General features: G+C 64.6%; 19 protein-coding genes. 9 read left to right on the forward strand and 10 right to left on the reverse strand.

Annotated features, from left to right (window positions below; all coding sequences use genetic code 11):
- Window positions 1-112 precede the first annotated feature (112 nt).
- Window positions 113-1,165 carry an extracellular solute-binding protein gene (locus ATF69_RS18915; protein ID WP_056746389.1) on the reverse strand — a complete coding sequence of 351 codons (1,053 nt, stop codon included), beginning with the start codon at window positions 1,163-1,165 and terminating at the stop codon, window positions 113-115.
- Between the two features lie 381 nt (window positions 1,166-1,546).
- A complete protein-coding gene (locus tag ATF69_RS18920; RefSeq protein WP_056063715.1) occupies window positions 1,547-2,095 on the reverse strand; it encodes a phasin family protein in 549 nt (182 codons plus the stop codon).
- Between the two features lie 199 nt (window positions 2,096-2,294).
- On the opposite strand from ATF69_RS18920, the gene ATF69_RS18925 reads away from it, so the two are divergent.
- The 7 genes from ATF69_RS18925 to ATF69_RS18960 all read left to right on the forward strand — a co-directional run bounded on the left by ATF69_RS18925 (window position 2,295) and on the right by ATF69_RS18960 (window position 10,604).
- Window positions 2,295-3,227 carry a histone deacetylase family protein gene (locus ATF69_RS18925; protein ID WP_146871930.1) on the forward strand — a complete coding sequence of 311 codons (933 nt, stop codon included), beginning with the start codon at window positions 2,295-2,297 and terminating at the stop codon, window positions 3,225-3,227.
- Complete coding sequence (locus tag ATF69_RS18930; protein WP_146871931.1) at window positions 3,224-3,706, forward strand: acyl-CoA thioesterase; 483 nt, start codon at window positions 3,224-3,226, stop codon at window positions 3,704-3,706. The genes ATF69_RS18925 and ATF69_RS18930 overlap by 4 nt, the downstream gene beginning before the upstream one ends.
- Window positions 3,707-3,958: 252 nt before the next feature.
- Window positions 3,959-5,179 carry a nicotinate phosphoribosyltransferase gene (gene pncB, locus ATF69_RS18935; protein WP_116750069.1) on the forward strand — a complete coding sequence of 407 codons (1,221 nt, stop codon included), beginning with the start codon at window positions 3,959-3,961 and terminating at the stop codon, window positions 5,177-5,179.
- Window positions 5,180-5,245: 66 nt separating this feature from the next.
- Window positions 5,246-6,658 (forward strand): sodium:proton antiporter, encoded by a 1,413-nt coding sequence (locus ATF69_RS18940; RefSeq protein ID WP_146871932.1) that lies wholly within the window; start codon window positions 5,246-5,248, stop codon window positions 6,656-6,658.
- Window positions 6,659-6,834: 176 nt separating this feature from the next.
- Entirely contained in the window at window positions 6,835-7,818 is a 984-nt protein-coding gene (locus tag ATF69_RS18950; RefSeq protein ID WP_146871933.1) for a 2-hydroxyacid dehydrogenase, read from the forward strand.
- 75 nt (window positions 7,819-7,893) lie between these two features.
- On the forward strand, window positions 7,894-9,441 hold the full coding sequence (locus tag ATF69_RS18955; RefSeq protein WP_146871934.1) for a DNA recombination protein RmuC: 1,548 nt from the start codon (window positions 7,894-7,896) through the stop codon (window positions 9,439-9,441).
- Window positions 9,438-10,604, forward strand: coding sequence for an MFS transporter (locus ATF69_RS18960; RefSeq protein WP_146871935.1), 1,167 nt, complete (start codon window positions 9,438-9,440; stop codon window positions 10,602-10,604). Before ATF69_RS18955 ends, ATF69_RS18960 begins: the two co-directional genes overlap by 4 nt.
- 58 nt (window positions 10,605-10,662) lie before the next feature.
- Here the strand turns inward: ATF69_RS18960 and ATF69_RS18965 are convergent, their stop codons facing one another.
- The 5 genes from ATF69_RS18965 to ATF69_RS18985 form a co-directional block, all read right to left on the reverse strand.
- Window positions 10,663-11,526, reverse strand: coding sequence for an LOG family protein (locus ATF69_RS18965; protein WP_146871936.1), 864 nt, complete (start codon window positions 11,524-11,526; stop codon window positions 10,663-10,665).
- 119 nt (window positions 11,527-11,645) lie between these two features.
- On the reverse strand, window positions 11,646-12,029 hold the full coding sequence (gene crcB / locus ATF69_RS18970; RefSeq protein ID WP_121942719.1) for a fluoride efflux transporter CrcB: 384 nt from the start codon (window positions 12,027-12,029) through the stop codon (window positions 11,646-11,648).
- 121 nt (window positions 12,030-12,150) lie between these two features.
- Complete coding sequence (locus tag ATF69_RS18975) at window positions 12,151-13,455, reverse strand: TRAP transporter large permease (protein ID WP_146871937.1); 1,305 nt, start codon at window positions 13,453-13,455, stop codon at window positions 12,151-12,153.
- Window positions 13,456-13,472: 17 nt separating this feature from the next.
- Window positions 13,473-13,982, reverse strand: coding sequence for a TRAP transporter small permease (locus ATF69_RS18980; protein WP_056746372.1), 510 nt, complete (start codon window positions 13,980-13,982; stop codon window positions 13,473-13,475).
- Window positions 13,983-14,000: 18 nt separating this feature from the next.
- The gene (locus ATF69_RS18985) at window positions 14,001-14,984 is read right to left on the reverse strand and encodes a TRAP transporter substrate-binding protein (protein WP_146871938.1); all 984 of its coding nucleotides are present in this window, start codon (window positions 14,982-14,984) and stop codon (window positions 14,001-14,003) included.
- 187 nt (window positions 14,985-15,171) lie between these two features.
- Between ATF69_RS18985 and ATF69_RS18990 the strand changes: the two genes are divergently transcribed.
- Together ATF69_RS18990 and ATF69_RS18995 are read left to right on the forward strand one after the other, a co-directional pair.
- Window positions 15,172-15,708: a winged helix DNA-binding protein gene (locus ATF69_RS18990; protein ID WP_146871939.1), complete on the forward strand. Its 537-nt coding sequence runs from the start codon at window positions 15,172-15,174 to the stop codon at window positions 15,706-15,708.
- Between the two features lie 92 nt (window positions 15,709-15,800).
- Window positions 15,801-19,451 carry a hydantoinase B/oxoprolinase family protein gene (locus tag ATF69_RS18995; protein ID WP_146871940.1) on the forward strand — a complete coding sequence of 1,217 codons (3,651 nt, stop codon included), beginning with the start codon at window positions 15,801-15,803 and terminating at the stop codon, window positions 19,449-19,451.
- A gap of 65 nt (window positions 19,452-19,516) precedes the next feature.
- On the opposite strand, the gene mnhG is transcribed toward ATF69_RS18995, so the two are convergent.
- Genes mnhG through ATF69_RS19010 form a run of 3 tightly spaced genes read right to left on the reverse strand, consistent with a single transcriptional unit; the run spans window position 19,517 to window position 20,696 of the window.
- The gene (gene mnhG, locus ATF69_RS19000) at window positions 19,517-19,915 is read right to left on the reverse strand and encodes a monovalent cation/H(+) antiporter subunit G (protein ID WP_056746366.1); all 399 of its coding nucleotides are present in this window, start codon (window positions 19,913-19,915) and stop codon (window positions 19,517-19,519) included.
- Window positions 19,912-20,190: a K+/H+ antiporter subunit F gene (locus ATF69_RS19005; protein ID WP_056063664.1), complete on the reverse strand. Its 279-nt coding sequence runs from the start codon at window positions 20,188-20,190 to the stop codon at window positions 19,912-19,914. The genes mnhG and ATF69_RS19005 overlap by 4 nt, the downstream gene beginning before the upstream one ends.
- Complete coding sequence (locus ATF69_RS19010; protein WP_146871994.1) at window positions 20,187-20,696, reverse strand: Na+/H+ antiporter subunit E; 510 nt, start codon at window positions 20,694-20,696, stop codon at window positions 20,187-20,189. Before ATF69_RS19010 ends, ATF69_RS19005 begins: the two co-directional genes overlap by 4 nt.
- Window positions 20,697-20,704 lie beyond the last annotated feature (8 nt).

The following is a 20,704-nucleotide window of genomic DNA, read 5'->3' on the forward strand; positions in this document are numbered from 1 at the left end:
CCAGTAAGTGACGTTAACGTAAACGTCAATTATGGCGCATCTCCTCACCGTGCTGAACGCGAAAAAAAGCCCGGACCGGGCCGGGCTTGTGGTGGGTGAGCGCAGGGGCAGCTTACTGGAAGCCCACGCGGTCCAGCATCTGCTGCACCTTGGTCGTGTTGGCGCCCACCGCGCTGATCGGGATGGTCTCGCTCTTGAAAGGCTTGCCGCCGGTCATGGCCTTGAGGGCCGGGTTGTCCAGTGCCACACCCTTGGCAGCAGGCCACTCGTTGTTGCCGTTTGCAAAATAGTTCTGTGCCTCGGGGCTGGCCAGATATTCAAGGAACTTGATGGCGTTGGCCTGGTTCTTGGAGTGCTTGGCCACCGCGCCGCCAGCGATGTTCAGGTGCGTGCCCCAGGATTCCTGGTTGGGGAACACCACGCCCACCTTGTTGACCACAGCCACGTCCTCGGGCTTGTTGGAGCGCATCATGCGCGCCAGGTAGTAGGTGTTGGTCACTGCAATGTCGCACTCACCTGCAGCCACGGCCTTGATCTGGTCGGTGTCGCCGCCCTTGGGGGGGCGGGCCAGGTTGGCCACCATGCCCTTGAGCCAGGCTTCGGCCTTCTGCTCGCCCATGTGTTCCGTCACGGCGCCGAACAGGCTCAGGTTGTAGGGGTGCGAGCCGGAGCGGATGCACAGCTTGCCCTTGTTCTTGGGGTCACCCAGTTCTTCGTAGGTGTCCACATCGGCCTTCTGCATCTTGACCTTGTTGTAGACGATGACGCGCGCGCGGGTGGACAGGCCAAACCACGAGATGCCGCCGTCCGCTGCCGGCTGGCTGCGCAGATTAGCGGGGATGGCATCGTTCAGTACCTTGGACTGGATGGGCTGAAACAGGCCATCGACCTCGCCCTTGTACAGGCGGGCTGCGTCCACCAGCAGGATCACGTCGGCGGGCGAGGCGGTGCCTTCGGCCTTCAGCCGGGCCAGGATACCGGCATCGTCCGCGTCCACGCGGTTGATCTTGATGCCCGTGGCCTTGGTAAAGCCGGTGTACAGCGCTTCGTCGGTGGAGTAGTGGCGGGCCGAGTAGAGGTTGACCACTTGTTCCTGGGCGTGCACGGCGCCTGCAGCGGCGGCCAGGGCACAAGCGCTCAGCAAGGCTTTCACAGTCTTCGACATGGGTTGCGTCTTTCGGGGTTGAAACTGCGTCAATGATAAAGCAAACGCGAATTATTCTTGATCAATGTCTTGCGCAAGGGCCGGATTTCGGGTCCGGGTTTGAGGTGGCGCAAGGGCCGCATGCCGTGGATGCCGGACCACCGTAAAAAGATCGGTTCGCTGCGCGGGCCCGTCCCACGCTTGCGGCCTGTGGGTGGTCAGGCCAAAAAAAAGCCCGGTCGTAAAACCGGGCTTTAAAAGGATCCTTGAAACGGGGGTTTCGAGAGGATCCAAGGAGACAACTGAGGCGCTGTAGACAAGGTCAGCAGCGCATGGGTTGAATTATCAGGGTATTCCCTGAACACGGCCTAGAGGTTGCACTCCAGACCGCAGGTAGGGCGATTAACGCTTGCGGGGAGCGGCCGTCTTGGCAGCGTTGGCAGCGGTGTTGGCCACGGCGTTGAAGTTGGCTTCAGCCACATCAGACGCTTGCTTCACAGCCTTTTGTACCGACTCAAACGCGTTGTTGGCGGCAGACACGGCGCTCTTCATCACGGCCACAGCGGTTTCGGAACCGGCGGGGGCGTTCTTGGCGGCGCTGTCCACCAGGTTGGTGAAAGCCTTCTGTGCGTCGGTGGCCTGGGCTTCGAAAGCCTTGCCGAACTCAGCGCCCGTGCCCGAAGCGATGTCGTACAGGTGGCGGCTGTAAGCGGCGGTCTTTTCAGCCAGGGGCTGGAACAGGCCAGCTTGCAGGGCCAGCAGTTCTTGTGCGTCCTTCACGCCCAGCACGGCTTGCGTGTGGTTGGCGGCTTCGGACAGGGCAGCGCGCGAAGCGGTCACGTTCAGTTCAACCAGCTTTTCCACGCCTTCGAAAGCCTTGGTAGTCAAGCCAAACAGGGTTTCGATGTTGGCCTTGTGGGATGCCAGGATTTGTTCTGCGGTCAGCGACATGTCATATCTCCTAAAAATGAGGGCCCAGGGGGCCGGGTTGGTTCACAGACATCTGCGCTGACCTTGACCTGATAGTCATGTTGCAGTGCAGCATGGGTTGAATTTTAGGGACTTGCGGCGCTATTGCAAGGGGTTTTTGTTGCAGCGCAGCAAATTAGACACGATCACCCAGAAATCCTCGGCTTGCCACAATCGTGTCATGCACGCTTACTACGCCGACCACTTCGTGTTGCCCCTGCCCGAGGGCCACCGCTTCCCCATGGCCAAGTACCGCATGCTGCGCGACCGCATCGCTGAGCACTTGCCGGGTGCCGTGCTGAAAGAGGCACTGCCCGCTTCGGACGAGGCGCTGGCGCGCGTGCACAGCCCGCAGTACATCGACGCCGTGGCCCACGGTGCGCTCGCGCCCGCCGCCCAGCGGGAGATCGGCTTTCCCTGGAGCCCGGCCATGGCCGAACGCGCGCGCCGCTCGGTGGGTGCCACCCTGGCCGCCTCCCGCGCCGCGTGGCGCGAGGGTGTGGCGGGCAACCTGGCTGGCGGCACGCACCACTCGTATGCCGACAAAGGCAGTGGCTTTTGTGTGTTCAACGATGTGGCGGTGGCTGCCCGCCAAGCACAGGCCGACCACCTGAACGATGGCTCGGGCTGGCCGCTGCAGGTGGCGGTGATCGACCTGGATGTGCACCAGGGCAATGGCACGGCCCATATCTTTCAGGGGGACGACAGCGTGTTCACCCTGTCGCTGCATGGCGCACGCAACTTTCCGTTTCGCAAGGAGCCGAGCGACCTGGATGTGGAATTGCCCGATGGGTGTGCGGATGATGAGTACCTGCACGCGCTGGACCAGGCCCTGGACGCGCTGGACCACCGCTGCAAGCCGGATCTGGTGTTTTATCTGGCGGGGGCGGACCCCCATGTGGGCGACCGGCTGGGGCGTCTTGCTGTCACCCACGATGGGTTGGAGGCACGCGACCGGCGGGTGTTTGACTGGGCCTGGCAGCGGCGTATTCCCACGGTGTTCGTGATGGCGGGCGGTTATGGCAACGACCTGGAGGACACGCTGCAGGCGCAGCTCACCACCTGGCGCGTGGCCTGGCAGTACCACCAGCGCTGGCAGAATGTGCGGCCATGACCTCTGCCGCCAGCCCCTCTCCTGTCGCTTCTTCCGCGCCGGTCCGCCCGGCTCCGCAGCCGCGCAGCGCCTACCGCGTGTTCCGCCCCATCACCACACGCTGGGCCGACAACGACGTTTATGGCCACGTGAACAACGTCGTGTACTACAGCTGGTTCGACACGGCGGTGAACGCCCATTTGATCGACCAGGGCGTGCTAGACATCCATGCGGGCCAGACCATCGGCCTGGTCATCGAGACCCAATGCAATTACTTCGCGCCGCTGGCGTTCCCGCAGACGGTGGAGGCGGGCATTCGCGTGGCGCGGCTGGGCGGCACCAGCGTGCGTTACGAGGTGGGCCTGTTTGCGCAGGGCGAGCCGCTGACGGCGGCGGCGGGGCACTTCATCCATGTGTACGTGGACCGTGAAACCCGCCGCCCGGTGGCCGTGCCAGACGCATTGCGCAACGTGCTGCAGGCGCTGGTCATGCCCGGCTGAGGGGGCGTTGATTGGTGGCTGATCAGTGGCTGCAAACCGTAGCTACTGATTTGATAGCGTCAGGCGCAGTTGCGATGTGCGCCTGGGCCCTGAACAGCCTGAATGGCCGACGGCGGCTGAACACTGGCTGACGCCGCCCGCCGTGCCGCCCACCGGGCGCCGCGATGGCCTACACTTTGCGGCTTTGTTGTCCGGTCTGCGGCCGGAGCATCGCGTGCCCAGCGTGCGCGGTTTCTGAGGCTTGCCCTGTCCATGATCATCACCAGCCTGCTCGACACCGACCTGTACAAGTTCACCATGATGCAGGTGGTGCTGCACCAGTTTCCGGGCGCGCAGGTCGAATACAAGTTCAAGTGCCGCAACCCCGGCGTGCAGCTGGCGCCGTTTGCCAACGAGATCCGCGACGAGATCCGTTCACTGTGCAGCCTGCATTTTCAGGATGCCGAACTGGCCTACCTGCGGTCGCTGCGGTTCATCAAGAGCGACTTTGTGGACTTTCTGGGGCTGTTCAGGCTCAACGAGAAATACATCACCGTCGTGCCCCAGCACAACGGCGAGATCGATATCACCATCCGCGGGCCCTGGCTGCACACCATCCTGTTCGAGATCCCGGTGCTGGCCATCATCAACGAGGTGTACTTTCGCAACACGCAAAAGGTGCCCGACTTTCCGGAAGGCCGCCGCCGCCTGGATGCCAAGATTGCGCTGCTGCAGGGCGAGGGCCTGTCCGACCTCAAGATCGCCGACTACGGCACCCGCCGCCGCTTCTCGCGCGCCTGGCACGAGGAAGTGCTGCGCGTGCTGGTGGCACGCCTCGGTACCGGGGACCGCCGCCCAGGTGCACCCGCAGGCCCCGGGCAGTTCGCAGGCACCAGCAACGTGCTGTACGCGATGAAGCTGGGCGTGACCCCCCTGGGCACCATGGCGCACGAATATTTGCAGGCCTGCCAGGCGCTGGGCCCGCGGCTGCGTGACAGCCAGGTGTTTGGCTTCGAGATGTGGGCCAAGGAATACCGGGGTGACCTGGGCATTGCGCTGTCGGACGTGTACGGCATGAGCGCCTTCCTGCGTGACTTCGACCTGTACTTCTGCAAGCTGTTCGACGGTGCCCGCCATGACAGCGGCGACCCGTTTGCCTGGGGTGAACGCTTGCTGGACCACTACCGCAAGAACCGCGTGGACCCGCTGACCAAGACGCTGATCTTCAGCGATGCGCTCACCATCCCGCGCACCATCGAGCTGTACCAGCAGTTCCGGGGTCGCTGCCAGCTCGCGTTTGGTATCGGCACCAACCTGACCAATGACCTCGGCAGCCCGCCTGCCCATGAGCCTTTGCAGGTCGTCATCAAGATGACGCGCTGCAATGACCAGCCTGTGGCCAAGCTGTCGGACACGCCGGGTAAGGGCATGTGTGATGACGAGAAGTACCTGGCCTACCTGCGCCAGGTGTTTGATATCCCTTCGCCGGTGTGACCGTGCCCCGCAGGTGCCATGGCCCTGCGTCCCCTGATTTTTAGCAATGAGACGGAGACAAGAACCATGAAATTTTCGCGCGGGCTGGCAGTGGCCGGCCTACTGGCGGCGTTGCCGGGTCTGGCACTGGCGGCCGATATTGATGGCAGTGCGCTGTCGGTGCTGTGGGGCGTGCCCTTTGCCGGCATTCTGCTGTCGATTGCCTTGATGCCGCTGTTGGCGCCCATCTTCTGGCACCACCATTTTGGCAAGGTGGCTGCGGGCTGGGCGCTGGCTTTTCTGGTGCCGTTTGCGCTGGTGTTTGGCCCCGGCGCGGCGGGCGCGAGTTTTGTGCATGCGCTGGTGGCCGAATACATTCCTTTCGTCATCCTGCTCACCGCGCTGTTTACCGTGGCAGGGGGCATCTACATCCGGGGCAACCTGCACGGCAGCCCGGCGCTCAACACGGCCATCCTCGCCATTGGCGCGGTGCTCGCCAGCGTCATGGGCACCACGGGGGCGTCGATGCTGCTTATCCGCCCGTTGATCCGCGCCAATGACAACCGCAAGCACACAGCGCATGTGGTGGTGTTTTTCATCTTCATCGTGTCCAACGCCGGGGGCTCGCTCACACCCTTGGGTGACCCGCCGCTGTTCCTGGGCTTCCTGAAGGGGGTGGACTTTTTCTGGACGGTGAGCCACATCTTCCCCGAGACCCTCATTTTGGTGGGCTCGCTGCTGGCCATCTTCTTCGTGATGGATTCCTGGTACTACCACCGGCGCGAAGAGGTGCTCAGGGCCGACCCCACGCCCGACACCAAAGCCATCGGCTTTGACGGTAAGGCCAACTTTGCGCTGCTGGGCGTGGTGGTGGTGCTGGTGCTGCTCAGCGGCCTGTGGAAGTCGCAGGTGGCGTTCACCATCGCCGGGGCCGAGGTGGGCCTGCCTGGCATCGTGCGGGACGTGGGCCTGATCATCGTGGCGCTGGTGTCCCTGCGCATCACGCCCAAGCAGGTGCATGAAGACAACCAGTTCAGCTGGGGCCCCATGCAGGAAGTGGCCAAGCTGTTTGCGGGCATCTTCCTCACCATCATCCCGGTGATCGCGATGCTCAAAGCGGGCGTCAATGGCCCGTTTGGTGCCGTGGTGTCTGCCGTTACGCGGCCAGACGGCACACCCGACCCGGCCATGTACTTCTGGGCGTCCGGGTTGCTCAGCTCGTTCCTCGACAACGCGCCGACCTACCTGGTCTTCTTCAACACCGCCGGGGGCGACCCGGCCGTGCTGATGACCACCCTGGCCCCCACGCTGGCCGCCATCTCGGCGGGCTCGGTGTTCATGGGTGCTAATAGCTACATCGGCAATGCGCCCAACATGATGGTCAAGGCCATTGCCGAAGACCGGGGCGTGAAGATGCCCAGCTTCTTCGGCTACATGCTGTGGTCGGGGGGCATTCTGGTGCCGCTCTTTATCGTCATGACTTTCATCTGGTTTAGATAGTGAACATCCCCCTGAGCGGCTGCGCCGCTTCCCCCTTCTCTCGCACCGCTGCGCGCTGCGGGAAGGGGGACGCCGCCCTCGCTGCAGGGCGGCCTTTGCTCGGCGGCCACTGGCTTGGTCCACGCCAGTTCTTATAGGCCGACGTGCCTTGCGAATAGTTTGGAGATTGAAGACTTATGAGCAAACCCCGCATCCTGGTCGCCCGCGCGATCTTCCCCGACATCGTGGACCGCCTGCGTGAGCATTTCGACGTCGAAGCCAACACCGACGACGTGATCTGGACTCCGCAAGAGCTGGCCGCGCGGCTGGCCGACAAGGACGGGGTGCTGACCACCGGCAGCCAGCGCATTGATGCCGCGCTGCTGGCCGCTGCGCCGCGCCTCAAGGTCTGCGCCAACATGGCCGTGGGCTACAACAACTTTGATGTGGACGCCATGACGGCGGCTGGCGTGCAGGGCACCAACACGCCCGACGTGCTGACCGAGACCACGGCCGACTTTGGCTTTGCGCTGCTGATGGCCACGGCCCGCCGCATGACCGAGAGCGAGCATTACCTGCGTGCCGGGAAGTGGACCAAGTGGAGCTACGACATGTTCGCGGGCAGCGACATCCACGGCAGCACGCTGGGCATCATCGGCATGGGCCGCATAGGGCAGGGCATTGCCAAGCGCGGGGCGCATGGTTTTGGCATGAAGGTGGTCTACCACAACCGTTCGCGCCTGTCGGCCGAGCTGGAGGCCGAATGCAAGGCCACCTACGTGGGCAAGGACGAGTTGCTGCGCATCGCAGACCATGTGGTGCTGGTGGTGCCCTACACGCCCGCGTCGCACCACACCATCGGCGCGGCCGAGCTGGCGCTGATGAAGCCCACGGCCACGCTCGTCAACATTGCGCGTGGCGGCATCGTGGACGACGCTGCGCTGGCTGTGGCCCTGCGCGAGCGTCGCATTGCGGCGGCGGGGCTGGATGTGTTTGAAGGCGAACCCAGCGTGCACCCCGATCTGCTGACCGTGCCCAACGTGGTGCTCACCCCGCACATTGCCAGCGCCACCGTGCCCACCCGGCGCGCCATGGCCAACCTGGCGGCGGATAACCTGATTGCCTTCTTTGACGGGCGGGGGCCGCTCACGCCGGTGAATCAGCCCGCCACCCTGCGTTGATGCGGGATTTTGGGTCCAATCGACCGGATGCGCTAGTCAATCATGCGCTGATAGCTATCAAAAATATAGTAAACCTTGGCCACTGACACACTTGTTCTCTTGGCGGCGCTGGCACTGGCGCTGGTCCTTCTCGTGGTGCTCTTGTTGCGCCGTCCCCGCGTGGACCTGCCGCCCGAGTGGCTGGCACGCCTGCAGTCGCTGGAGCAAACCACACAGGCGACGCAGATTGCGGTGGCCAAGAATGATGGCGCGCTGGACGGTATGGGGCAGCAGCTGCGCGGCTTTACCCAGACCACGCAGTCCACGCTGGAGACACTGCGCCATGCCGTGGACGAACGCTTGGCCCAGGCCGTGGCCGAATCCCGCAACGGCCGCGCCGAGCTGTTGGCTGCCTTTGGCGTATTCGAGGCGCGGCTGGAGCAGCGCCTCACAGCACTGGATGCGGCCACACGCCTTACGCTCGATTCGCTCAAGGGCGATACCCAGTCGCAGCTGGGAGTGATGTCGCAAGCGCTCAAGGACCAGCTCGAAGCCAACGGCTTTCAGATCAAGAACCAGTTTGCGGTGCTGCAAGACGCCGTGTCGCAGCAGCTCACCGGGCTGGTGCAGGGCAGCCAGCACAACGCCGAGCAGCTGCGCACCGCCCTCAACGAGCGCCTGGCCGCCATCCAGGCCGACAACGCCACCAAGCTCGAAGAAATGCGCCGCACGGTGGACGAAAAGCTGCACGCCACGCTGGAGCAGCGCCTGGGCGAGTCGTTCAAGCTGGTGAGCGACCGGCTCGAACAAGTGCACAAGGGCCTGGGCGAAATGCAGACCCTGGCGGGTAGCGTGGGCGACTTGAAGCGCGTAATGACCAACGTGAAGTCGCGCGGCACCTGGGGCGAAATGCAGCTGGGCGCCATCATCGACAACGTGCTCACGCCCGACCAGTTCGCGCGCAACGTCAAGACCGTGCCGGGCAGCGATGAGCTGGTGGAATTTGCAATCCGCCTGCCCGGCAAGAGCGACGAGCACCCGGTGTGGCTGCCCATCGACTCCAAGTACCCAGTGGAGCAGTACCAGCGCCTGCTGGACGCGCAGGACGCGGCCGACAAGGCAGCCATTCTGTCGGCAGGCAATGCGTTCGAGACGTCGATCAAGCTGGAGGCCAAGAAGATCTTTGCCAAGTATGTGTCGCCCCCACACACCACCGACTTCGCCGTGCTCTACCTGCCCACCGAGGGCCTGTTTGCCGAGGTGATGCGCCGCCCCGGCCTGGTCGAATCCGTGCAGAACGAGTGCCGCGTGATGATCACCGGCCCGGCCAACCTGGCCGCCATGCTCAACAGCCTGCAAATGGGCTTCAAGACGCTGGCGATCGAAAAGCGCTCGTCCGAGGTGTGGAGCCTCTTGGGCATGGTCAAGACCGAGTTCGCCAAGTTTGGCGATGTGGTCGAGGCCACCAAAAAATCCATCGATGCCGCCGCCAAGAAGTTTGACGAGGTGGGGGTGCGCACCCGCGCCATCCAGCGCAAGCTGCGGGATGTGCAGGACCTGCCTGCGCCCGACACGGCCGTGCCGCTGGCAGGGGCCAGTCCATCGGCATTGCCTGGTTTGGATTCCGAGGACGACCTGCCGTGAACTGGGCCTTGGCGCGCCTGATTGCGGGGCAGATCTGCGTGCACGCCTGCATGGCGGGCATGCGACTGGCGGCGCCACTGCTGGCGCTGCGCGAGGGCCACAGTGCAGCAGCCGTGGGGGTGTTGCTGGCATTGTTCGCACTCACGCAGGTTTTTCTGGCCTTGCCCGCAGGGCGCTATGCGGACCGGCACGGCTTGAAGCGCCCCGTGGGCTACGCGGTGGCCCTTGCATCGGCAGGGGCTGCGCTGGCGCAGGTGTTCCCCGTCTTTCCGGTGTTGTGTGTGGCTGCGTTGATGACCGGTGGCGCCACCGGGGCCGCCACCATTGCACTGCAGCGCCACGTGGGGCGCGCTGCGCACGACGCCACGCAGCTCAAGCAGGTGTTCAGCTGGCTGGCCATCGGGCCTGCGGTGTCCAACTTCATCGGGCCTTTCTGCGCGGGGCTCATGATCGACAACGCGGGCAGTGCGGCGGGCAGCACCGAGGGCTATCGCGCCGCCTTCGCCCTGATGGCGGTGTTGCCCCTGCTCACCTGGTTCTGGGTGCGAGACACGGTAGAGCTGCCGCCCGTGATTGCCGCCGCGGGCGGCCCCCCGCACCGTGCGTGGGACCTGATGAACGAGCCGCCGTTCCGTCGCTTGTTGCTGGTCAACTGGATCTTGTCCTCGTGCTGGGACGTGCACACCTTCGTGGTCCCGCTGCTGGGGCACGAGCGGGGCCTGTCAGCGTCCGTCATTGGCTCCATCCTGGGGGCGTTTGCGATTGCCGCTGCCGTCATCCGGGTGCTCATGCCCATCGTGGCAGAGCGCCTGCGCGAACGGGTGGTGGTGGCGGGCGCCATGGTCGCTACGGCCGTGCTGTTTGGCGTCTACCCACTGTTGCACAGCGCGCTGGCGATGGGTGCGTGTTCGGTGCTGCTCGGGTTTGCACTGGGCTCGGTGCAGCCCATGGTGATGAGCCTGCTGCACCAGATCACGCCGCCGGCCCGCCATGGCGAGGCGCTGGGTCTGCGGCTCATGGCCATCAACGCATCCAGCGTGCTCATGCCCATGCTGTTTGGCTCTGCGGGGGCCGTGATTGGGGTGGGAGGGCTGTTCTGGGTGGTGGGCTGCGCTGTGGGGCTAGGCTCTCGGCAGGCCTGGCTGATGGGGCGCAACCCATGAAGAGAGCCCTGCGGGGTAGGTAGGTGCTTCAGGCACCCGTCCCGCCTTATGTTGGCCGTCAGAGCTTGTAAAACGCCCGGATCAAGTCCCAGGCCTCCTGAGGGTCATCGGTGTAGTGAAAGAGGTTGAGGTCCTGCGCGGAGATCGTGCCTTCTTCCACCAGCACGTCGAAGTTGATGAGGCGCTTCCAGTAGTTGGTGCCGAACAGCACGATGGGTACAGGTTTGGCCTTTTTAGTCTGGACCAGGGTCAGCACTTCAAACAGCTCGTCCAGCGTGCCAAAGCCGCCAGGAAAGGCCACCAGCGCCTTGGCGCGCATCATGAAATGCATCTTGCGCAGCGCGAAGTAGTGGAACTTGAAGGACAGCGAAGGCGAGATGAAGCGGTTGCCGCTTTGCTCGTGGGGCAGCGCGATGTTCAGGCCCACGTTCAGTGCACCCGCATCGTGGGCGCCCCGGTTGGCGGCCTCCATGATGCCTGGGCCGCCGCCGGTGCAGATGTAGATGCGGTCGGCAGGGCGCTGGCGTTCGCTGTAGTCGGCCACCAGCTTGGCGAACTGGCGGGCCAGGTCGTAATAGCCCGCGTTGCGCACGGCCAGGCGCGCGCGGCGCACGCGTTCGGCGTCGCCACTGGCTTCGGCCTCGGCCAGCTGTGCTGCGGCTTCGTCGGGTGCGACGAAGCGCGCGCTGCCATACACCACCACGGTGCTTTCAATGCCTTGTTCGGCCTGGCCCAGGTCGGGCTTGAGCATTTCGAGCTGAAAGCGGATGCCCCGGGTTTCGCGGCGGAACATGAATTCGGGGTCGGCAAAGGCCATGCGGTTGGCATCGGCCTGCAGGGGGTTGCCGTTGTGGGCGTGGTTGTGCAGCTCGGCCCAGGCATCGGCCAGGCGGCGTTCGTTGAGTTGGGTGTTGGATTCCATGAGGGGCTCGCGTATCGGTAGGTGAACAGAGAAGAAAGGGGCGGCACCGGCAGCAGCGGGTGGGGGCCCATGCAGTGTGGCGTGAATGGATGACGAAATGGCTTGCTAGTGCAGGAACATCAAGCGCGAGATGCTATGAAATACGAAGCAGTTTGCATGCCAAGCACCGTGAGGCCCAGCGAGCCCAGCAGGTGCAGTGCAGTGGTGCCCAGCGCCATGGCGTAGCGCTGCACCATCAGCATCTCAACGACTTCGGCCGAGAAGCTGGAAAACGTGGTGAGAGCGCCCAGGAATCCTGTGACCAGTGCCAGTCGCCACACAGGGTCGAGTTGGGGCATGGCGTGGAACACAGCGACGCACACCCCGATGAGATAGCCACCCACCAGATTGGCGGCCACCGTGCCCCAGGGAATGAGCCCCCCGGGGCTGAGCCACAGACCCAGGCGCCAGCGCGCCAGTGCGCCCACACAGGCGCCGATGCAGATGGCAAGAACGTTCAACATCGGGCCATTGTCGCCGGATTTTTGGAGCGTCGAACTGGCTCCTCTCCATCCCTCAAAACGCCAAGCGGGGCGTCCCCGGTGGAGGCGCCCCGCTTGGTTGTGCCGCTGGCGGCAGGTGTGTTTAGCGCGCCGACATCTGCTGCGGCAGCCAGGTCACGATGCCGGGGAAGACATAGATCAACGCCACGGCGCCACACATCAGGAAGAACATGGGCATGGCCACCTTGGCGATCCAGGGCAGCTGGCGACCTGTCATGCCCTGCAGCACAAACAGGTTGAAGCCCACGGGCGGCGTGATCTGCGCCATCTCCACCACCAGCACGATGAAGATGCCGAACCAGATGGTGTCGATGCCGGCGGCCTGCACCGTGGGCATGAGCACGCCCATGGTCAGTACCACCATCGAGATGCCGTCGAGGAAGCAGCCCAGGATGATGTAGAAAATCGCCAGCGCCACGATGAGCTGGGCCTGGTTCAAGCCCAGCGACGCGATCCATTCCGCCAGGTGGCGCGGCAAGCCGATATAGCCCATGGCCAGCGTGAGGAAGGCGGCTCCGGCCAGTATCAGCGCGATCATGCAGTACAGGCGCGTTGCGCCCATCAGCGAGTCCTTGAATGTGCCCCAAGTCATGGAGCCCTGCACGGCCGACAGCACCAGCGAGCCCACCACACCCACGGCCGCGGCCTCGGTGGCGGTGGCAAAGCCGGTGTAGATGGAGCCCAGCACGGCCGCGATCAGCAGCACGACAGGGATCAGGCTGCGGGATTCGGACAGCTTTTGCATGAAGGTCATGCGCACATCGGCCGCAGGCACCTGTTCGGGGTGGCGCAGCGCCCACAGCATGATGTAGCCCGAGAACAGCGCCGCCAGCAGGATGCCCGGCAGCACACCCGCAATGAACAGCTGCGAGATCGACACCTCGGCCGACACGCCGTACACGATCATGATGATGGACGGCGGGATCAACAGGCCCAGCGTGCTGGCACCGGCCAGCGTGCCCACCACCATGTGCTCGGGGTAGCCGCGGCGCGTCAGCTCGGGCAGCGTCATCTTGCCGATGGTGGCGCAGGTGGCGGCGCTCGACCCCGACACGGCGGCAAAGATGGTGCAGCCCACCACGTTGGTGTGCAGCAGCCGGCCGGGCAGCGCCTGTACCCACGGGGCAAGGCCCTTGAACATGTCTTGCGACAAACGGGTGCGGAACAGGATTTCGCCCATCCAGATGAACAGGGGCAGGGCGGTGAGGGTCCAGCTGGAGGCGCTGCCCCAGATGGTCACGGCCATCGCATCGCCCGCCGGGCGGGCGGAGAACAGCTGCATGGCGATCCAGGCGACGCCGGAGAGGGTGAGCCCGATCCATACGCCGCTGCCCAGGATCAGGAACAGTGACAGTACGAGCAGGCCGGTTATGGCGAGATCACTCATGGTAGGTCGTGCCGGGTTTATTCATTGCGCAATGCTTCGCCGGAGGAGGCATCCACACGCTTGCCCATCATCTCCAGCACCAGCTCGTCCAGGAACGCGATCGCCAGAATCACCGTGCCCAAGGCCATGGCGATCTGTGGAATCCACAGGGGCGTGGCGTCGCTGCTGGTGGAAATGTCGTGGAACTCGTGCGACTGCCAAGCCAGCTTGCAGCTGTACACCGCGAACAGCACGGCCAGCAGGGTGGCAATGGCCAAAGCCCAGATCTCGAACGCCTTCTTGGCGCCGCCCTTCAGAAAGTTGAGCAGCAGCGTGACGCGGATGTGCTCGCCGCGCTTCAAGGTGTGGGCGAGCGCCAAGAAGCCCGATGCGGCCATCAGATAGCCCGCATAGGCATCCGTGCCCGGCACGTGGAAGTGGAACTGGCGGCTGGCGATGGACAGCAGCACCATCCCCAACAAGCCGACCATGAAAAGCGCCGCCAGGGCGGCGGCGCTGTCGTACAGAAAGTCCAGCAGACGACGCATGTGCGTGGGCGCCTGGGCTTACTTGCGGTAGGCGTCGATGAGCGCCTTGCCTTCGGGGCCGGCCTTGTCCAGCCATTCCTTAAGCATGGTGTCGCCCACCTTGGCCATGTCGGCCTTCAGGGCGGCCGGTGGGGTCACCACGTCCATGCCATTGGCCTTGAGCTTGGCGACGGTGTCGGTGTTGACCTTGGCACTGTTGGCCCAGCCGCGTGCTTCGGCGTCGACACCGGCCTTCAGCAGCGCGTCCTGGCTGGGCTTGTCGAGCGCGTCAAACGCCTTCTTGTTCACCAGCACGGCGTTCTTGGGCAGCCAGGCCTGGGTGTCGTAGTAGAACTTGAGGTGTTCGTACAGCTTGCTGTCCACACCGGTGGCGCCCGAGGTCATCGTCGATTCGACCACGCCCGTGGCCAGGGCCTGCGAGAACTCCGCAGCCTGCACCGTCACGGGCTGGGCGCCGACCAGCTCGGCAATGCGCGCGGTGGCAGGGCTGTAGGCGCGCCACTTGATGCCCTTGAGGTCGGCGGCGGAGGCCAGCGGCTTCTTGGTGTAGATGCCTTGTGGAGGCCAAGCCACGGCGTACAGCAACATCATTCCCTGCTCAGCCAGCTTCTTTTCCAGGAAGGGCTTTTGGGCCGCGTAGAGTTTCTTGGAGGCGTCGTAGCTGTCGGCCAGGAAGGGCAGGCCATCCACGCCAAACAGCTGCCACTCGTTCTGGAAGTTGGCCAGCAGGATCTCGCCCATCTGCGCCTGGCCGCCTTGCACCGCGCGCTTGATTTCAGGGGCCTTGAACAGCGCGGCGTTGGCATGCACCGTGATCTTGAGCTTGCCGCCCGTGGCCTTGTCCACATCGCTGGCCAGCTGCACCATGTTCTCGGTGTGGAAGTTGGTGGCGGGGTAGGCGGCGGCCAGGTCCCACTTGGTCTGGGCGAATGCCGAGGTGGCAGACAGGCCCGCAGCCAGGGTCAGGGCGAGTGCGGTCACGGGGAAGATTCGACGCTTCATGGATATTGCTCCGCAGGGTTGTATGTACAAGATTGGATGTAACAAATCACTGTATCGGAAGCCGATCCGATTGCGATAGGTGTTTTGCCTAAACGCTGACAAATTGCCAACAAATTACCATCGACTTGCCTACAATGCCCCATGCATATCCCGTGCCAATCACAGAACCCGCAGGCCTGAACCCGCCATGAAATCTGACGCCAAGCCCAAGACCAAAACCGACTCCGGTCCCATCGTGTCTTCGGCGCATCTGGTGTCGGCGCAGAGTGCAGAGATGAGCGAGTTCGAGTTCGGCCTCATCGTGGCGGGCAACGCATTCCACCGCTGGGTGGTGCACTGCATGGCGGCGGCGGGCCTCAAGGACCTGACGCCGCTCGACGTGGTGGTGCTGCACCATGTCACGCATCGCGCGCGCGACAAGCGACTGGCCGACATCTGCTTCATCATGAACGTGGAAGACACGCACCTGGTGAACTACTCGCTCAAAAAGCTGCAGACCCTGGGCGTGGTCGCCTCGCAGAAGAACGGCAAGGAAGTCACCTACGCCGCCACCGACACCGGCCGCGCCTATGTGCAGCGCTACCGCGAGATCCGCGAGAGCTGCCTCATCGATGCCTTGAACGCCGATGACGCGCTCAACCGCGACATCGGCGAATTGGCCCGTTTGCTGCGTGTGCTCTCGGGCATGTATGACCAGGCAGCGCGCTCCGCAGCGTCGCTGTGACAACCTGCCCCTGGTTTCTGGTTTTTTGAATGAAATGCAGCTGTAGCGCAGGTATTCAATGCGCTAGCAGCTATTGATTAGATAGCATAATCATGTCCCAACAAGTTTCTCCTTTGTCCCGCTGGCAGTTCTGGATCGACCGGGGTGGCACCTTCACCGACGTGGTGGGAAAGCGCCCGGACGGCACCTTGGTCACGCACAAGCTGTTGTCCGAGAACCCCGAGCAGTACAAGGACGCGGCGGTGGCCGGCATTCGCCACCTGCTGGGCTTGCAGCCGGGCGAGCCGGTGACGCCCGCGCTGGTGGAGTGCGTGAAGATGGGCACTACCGTGGCCACCAACGCCCTGTTGGAGCGCAAGGGCGAGCCCACGCTGCTCATCACCACTAAGGGCTTCAAGGACGCGCTGCGCATTGCGTACCAGAACCGCCCCCGTTTGTTTGACCGCCACATCGTGCTTCCCGAGCTGCTGTACGAGCGCGTGATCGAGGCGCAGGAGCGCATGGGGGCACAGGGCGAAGTGATCGAGCCGCTGGACGAAGCCCACCTGAAGGAACGCCTGTGGGCGGCCTACGACGCGGGCCTGCGCAGCGCGGCCATCGTGTTCATGCACGGCTACCGCTACACCGCGCACGAAGAAGCCGCCGCCCGCATCGCGCGCGAAATCGGCTTTACGCAGGTGAGCGCATCGCATGCCACCAGCCCCATGATGAAGCTGGTGAGCCGGGGCGACACCACGGTGGTGGATGCGTACCTGTCGCCCATCCTGCGCCGCTATGTGGACCAGGTGGCGAGCGAAATGCCAGGCGTGAAGCTGTTCTTCATGCAGTCGTCGGGCGGCCTCACGGACGCGCAGGTATTCCAGGGCAAGGATGCGATCCTCTCTGGCCCCGCCGGTGGCATCGTCGGCATGGCGCGCACCGCGGGCCTTGCGGGCCACGACAAGGTCATCGGTTTTGACATGGGTGGTACCAGCACCGACGTGAGCCACTACGCAGGCGAGTTCGAGCGCGAGTTCGAAACCCAGGTGGCCGGCGTGCGCATGCGCGCGCCCATGATGAGCATCCATACCGTAGCAGCTGGCGGCGGCTCCATCCTCGGCTTTGATGGCGCACGCTTCCGCGTCGGCCCCGAAAGCGCGGGCGCCAACCCTGGCCCCGCCAGCTACCGCCGTGGCGGCCCGCTGGCCGTGACGGATGCGAACGTGATGGTGGGCAAGATCCAGCCTGCACATTTCCCCAAGGTGTTTGGCCACGCTGCCAACGAGGCACTGGATGGCGATGCGGTGGCACAGAAGTTTGGTGATCTGGCCGCCCAAACCGGTCGCAAGGCCGAAGACGTAGCCCATGGCTTCATTCAGATCGCCGTGCAGCAGATGGCCAATGCCATCAAGAAGATCAGCGTGGCACGCGGCTACGACGTGACGCGCTACACGCTGCAGTGCTTTGGCGGCGCGGGCGGCCAGCATGCGTGTTTGGTGGCCGACGCTTTAGGCATGACACGCGTGTTTGTGCATCCGCTGGCGGGCGTGCTCAGTGCTTACGGCATGGGCCTGGCGGACCAGAACGTGATCCGTGAACAGGCGGTGGAAACCAAGCTCGTGCCGGACGCGTTGCCCGGCATCGAGGCCACGCTGGAGCAACTGGCCACCACCGCGCGCACCGAGCTGGAGCGCCAGCAGGTGGGCGCGGGCACTGCGCTGGTGCACCGCCGCGTGCATGTGCGCTATGAGGGCAGCGACTCGGCGCTCATCGTGCCGTTGGGTTCGCTGGCCGAAATCACCGCCGCGTTCGAGAACGCTTACCGCCAGCGTTTTGCGTTCCTCATGCAGGGCAAGGGCCTGGTGGTGGAGGCCGTGTCCGTCGAGGCCGTGGTGCCCGGCGACGCGCCCGTGGAGCCACGCCACACGCTACAGCCCGCGCGCGAGGTGCCGCGCCGCAGCACCGTGCGCATGTACACCGGTGGCATCGATGGCGTGCCTGCATGGCACGACGCCGCCCTGGTGGTGCGCGAGGACCTGCGCCCTGGCGACGTGATCCCCGGCCCGGCCATCATTGCCGAGAAGAACGCTACAACAATAGTGGAGCCTGGCTGGGAGGCCACGCTGACCGACCTGGACCACCTGCTGCTCAACCGCCGTGTGGCGCGCGCCGTGCAGCATGCCGTGGGCACCACGGTGGACCCGGTGCTGCTGGAGGTGTTCAACAACCTGTTCATGAACATTGCCGAGCAGATGGGGCTGCAGCTGCAGAACACGGCGTACTCGGTGAACATCAAAGAGCGCCTGGACTTCAGCTGCGCGCTGTTTGACACCGCAGGCAACCTGATCGCCAACGCGCCCCACATGCCCGTGCACCTGGGCAGCATGGGCGAGAGCATCAAGACCGTGATCCGCGAGAACGCGGGCCGCATGCAGCCCGGCGATGTGTTCGTGCTCAACGACCCGTACCACGGTGGCACGCACTTGCCGGACATCACGGTCATCACGCCGGTCTACATCGCCAACGAGGCCGAGCCCACGTTCTATGTGGGTAGCCGGGGCCACCACGCTGATGTGGGCGGCACCACGCCGGGCTCCATGCCGCCGTTCTCCACGCGCATTGAAGAAGAGGGCGTACAGATCAACAACGTGAAGCTGGTGGAACGCGGCACCTTGCGGGAACGCGAGATGATTGCGTTGCTGGAAAGCGGCGAATACCCCAGCCGCAACCCCCAGCAGAACATGGCCGACCTGCGCGCGCAGATCGCAGCCAACGAAAAGGGCCAGCAGGAGCTGCGCCGCATGGTGGCGGAGTTTGGCCTTGATGTGGTGCAGGCCTACATGCGCCATGTGCAAGACAACGCCGAAGAGTCCGTGCGCCGTGTCATCACACGGCTGAAGGATGGTGCGTTCACGCTGCCTCTGGACAACGGCGCGCAGATCAGCGTGGCCGTGAAGGTGGATGCAGCGAGCCGCAGCGCCACCATCGACTTCACCGGCACAAGCCCGCAGCAGACGAACAACTTCAACGCGCCCACGGCGGTGTGCATGGCGGCGGTGCTGTATGTGTTCCGCACGCTGGTGGATGACGACATTCCGCTGAACGCGGGGTGCCTCAAGCCGCTCAACGTCATCATCCCGCCCGGCAGCATGCTCAACCCCAACCCACCAGCGTCAGTGGTGGCTGGCAATGTGGAAACGTCCACCTGCATCACCAACGCGCTGTATGGCGCACTGGGCCTGATGGCGGCGGGGCAGTGCACCATGAACAACTTTACCTTTGGCAGCACGCGCTACCAGTACTACGAGACCATCTCGGGCGGCAGCGGCGCGGGTGGTGTGTGGGATGCCAACGGGCAGCTGGTGGGCGGTTTTGGTGGCACCAGCGTCGTGCAATGCCATATGACCAACTCGCGCCTGACGGACCCCGAGGTGCTGGAGTTCCGCTTTCCGGTGCGGCTGGAGGGCTACGAGATCCGCAAGGGATCGGGCGGCGCCGGGCAGTGGAAAGGTGGCGACGGGGGCGTGCGCCGTGTGCGCTTTCTGGAGCCGATGACGGCCAGCATCTTGTCGAACGGGCGCCACCATGGCGCGTTTGGCATGGCGGGCGGCCAGCCGGGTGCCGTGGGTATCAACAAGGTGGTGCGCAGCGATGGCCGGGTGGAGCTGCTGGACCACATCGGCCAGGCAGAGATGCTGCCGGGCGATGTGTTCGAGATTCACACCCCCGGCGGCGGCGGGTTTGGTGTGTCGGGTGCGAAATAAGAGCCAAAAGTGCCGCAAGCGCATGTTTTATATGCGCCTGCAGCTATCAAATAAGGAGTGGTTGATCAGGCGTCTTTGACTTCCGTGCTCACACCCACTTTGGGTTGGCTCAGGCTGGGCGGCACGTCGCGCCCGGCCTGCCGTGCGCGGAACAGCGCCGCGCGCATGAGAAAGATCGACATCACCGGCACCGTGATCGCCACGAACACGGCGATCAGCAGCGCATGCAGCGCCAGGCTGCGGTCGGCCACCGAGAAGTACAGCACGGTGCCGTGCATGATCAGCCAACAGCCCAGCGTGGCAATGATGGAGGGCGCGTGTACCCGTTCAAAAAACGTGGGCAGCCGCAGCAGCCCGATGGAGCCCAGCAGGGCCAGCGCGGCACCGGCCAGCACCAGCACGGCCACGATGATTTCCAGCCACAGCGGAAGAACAGCGGTGGCGGTGGTGGCGGCTTCGGTCATTCGATCACCTCGCCGCGCAGCAAAAACTTGGCCATGGCCATGGAGCCGACAAAGCTGAACAGCGCCAGCAGCAGTGCGGCCTCAAAGTAGTTCTTGCTGCCGTAGAGCAGGCCCAGCACCAGCATCACCAGCATGCCGCTCAAGTACATGCAGTCCAGCGCCAACACGCGGTCTTGCGCGGAAGGGCCCTTGAGCAGTCGGATCAACGCGCAGCCCATGGCGAGCGCGAGCATGAGCAGGGCGGCCGGCAGGGCCCAGTCCAGCACGGGGGTCATTCAAAAATCTCCATCAGGGGCGCCTCGTAGCGCTGCTTCACGTCCGCGATCACCGCGGCGGGGTCGTCCAGCTCCAGCACGTGCAGCAGCAGCATGCTGCGGTCCAGAGAAATCTCGGCCCACGCGGTACCGGGTGTGATGCATACGATCATCGCCAGCACGGCCAATGCGTTGGGGTCCCGCATGTCCAGCGGGATGTGCACAAAGCCCGCAGGGTGGCGTCTGCGGCCGGGCGCCAGCAGCAGGCGGGCCACCGCGAGGTTGGACCGGGTGGTGTCGGCCACCACCGTGAGTGCCAGGCGCAGGACGGTGCCCGGCTTGCGGATGCGCACCGGCAGCGGGCGCAGCCCGGCGGTGAGCAGCGGGATGGCCAGTGCCAGCATCGTGCCCAGCACGAAGTGGCCCGCGCTCAGGCTGCGGTTGAGCAGCAGCCACAGGCCCAGGAGCGCCAGCGAGAGCAGCGGGGCCGGCACCAAGCGCCGCAATGGACCCGGGCGTGGCGGCATGGCGGGGG

The sequence above is a fragment of the Acidovorax delafieldii genome (assembly GCF_007993815.1).
GTDB lineage: Bacteria > Pseudomonadota > Gammaproteobacteria > Burkholderiales > Burkholderiaceae_C > Acidovorax > Acidovorax delafieldii.

Bases quoted from the DNA above. Each gene is read 5' to 3' on its own strand.
- ATF69_RS18915 (WP_056746389.1), bottom strand. From the start codon at position 1,165: ATGTCGAAGACTGTGAAAGCCTTGCTGAGCGCTTGTGCCCTGGCCGCC.
- ATF69_RS18920 (WP_056063715.1), bottom strand. From the start codon at position 2,095: ATGTCGCTGACCGCAGAACAAATCCTGGCATCCCACAAGGCCAACATC.
- ATF69_RS18925 (WP_146871930.1), top strand. From the start codon at position 2,295: ATGCACGCTTACTACGCCGACCACTTCGTGTTGCCCCTGCCCGAGGGC.
- ATF69_RS18930 (WP_146871931.1), top strand. From the start codon at position 3,224: ATGACCTCTGCCGCCAGCCCCTCTCCTGTCGCTTCTTCCGCGCCGGTC.
- pncB (WP_116750069.1), top strand. From the start codon at position 3,959: ATGATCATCACCAGCCTGCTCGACACCGACCTGTACAAGTTCACCATG.
- ATF69_RS18940 (WP_146871932.1), top strand. From the start codon at position 5,246: ATGAAATTTTCGCGCGGGCTGGCAGTGGCCGGCCTACTGGCGGCGTTG.
- ATF69_RS18950 (WP_146871933.1), top strand. From the start codon at position 6,835: ATGAGCAAACCCCGCATCCTGGTCGCCCGCGCGATCTTCCCCGACATC.
- ATF69_RS18965 (WP_146871936.1), bottom strand. From the start codon at position 11,526: ATGGAATCCAACACCCAACTCAACGAACGCCGCCTGGCCGATGCCTGG.
- crcB (WP_121942719.1), bottom strand. From the start codon at position 12,029: ATGTTGAACGTTCTTGCCATCTGCATCGGCGCCTGTGTGGGCGCACTG.
- ATF69_RS18975 (WP_146871937.1), bottom strand. From the start codon at position 13,455: ATGAGTGATCTCGCCATAACCGGCCTGCTCGTACTGTCACTGTTCCTG.
- ATF69_RS18980 (WP_056746372.1), bottom strand. From the start codon at position 13,982: ATGCGTCGTCTGCTGGACTTTCTGTACGACAGCGCCGCCGCCCTGGCG.
- ATF69_RS18985 (WP_146871938.1), bottom strand. From the start codon at position 14,984: ATGAAGCGTCGAATCTTCCCCGTGACCGCACTCGCCCTGACCCTGGCT.
- ATF69_RS18990 (WP_146871939.1), top strand. From the start codon at position 15,172: ATGAAATCTGACGCCAAGCCCAAGACCAAAACCGACTCCGGTCCCATC.
- ATF69_RS18995 (WP_146871940.1), top strand. From the start codon at position 15,801: ATGTCCCAACAAGTTTCTCCTTTGTCCCGCTGGCAGTTCTGGATCGAC.
- mnhG (WP_056746366.1), bottom strand. From the start codon at position 19,915: ATGACCGAAGCCGCCACCACCGCCACCGCTGTTCTTCCGCTGTGGCTG.
- ATF69_RS19005 (WP_056063664.1), bottom strand. From the start codon at position 20,190: ATGACCCCCGTGCTGGACTGGGCCCTGCCGGCCGCCCTGCTCATGCTC.
- ATF69_RS19010 (WP_146871994.1), bottom strand. From the start codon at position 20,696: ATGCCGCCACGCCCGGGTCCATTGCGGCGCTTGGTGCCGGCCCCGCTG.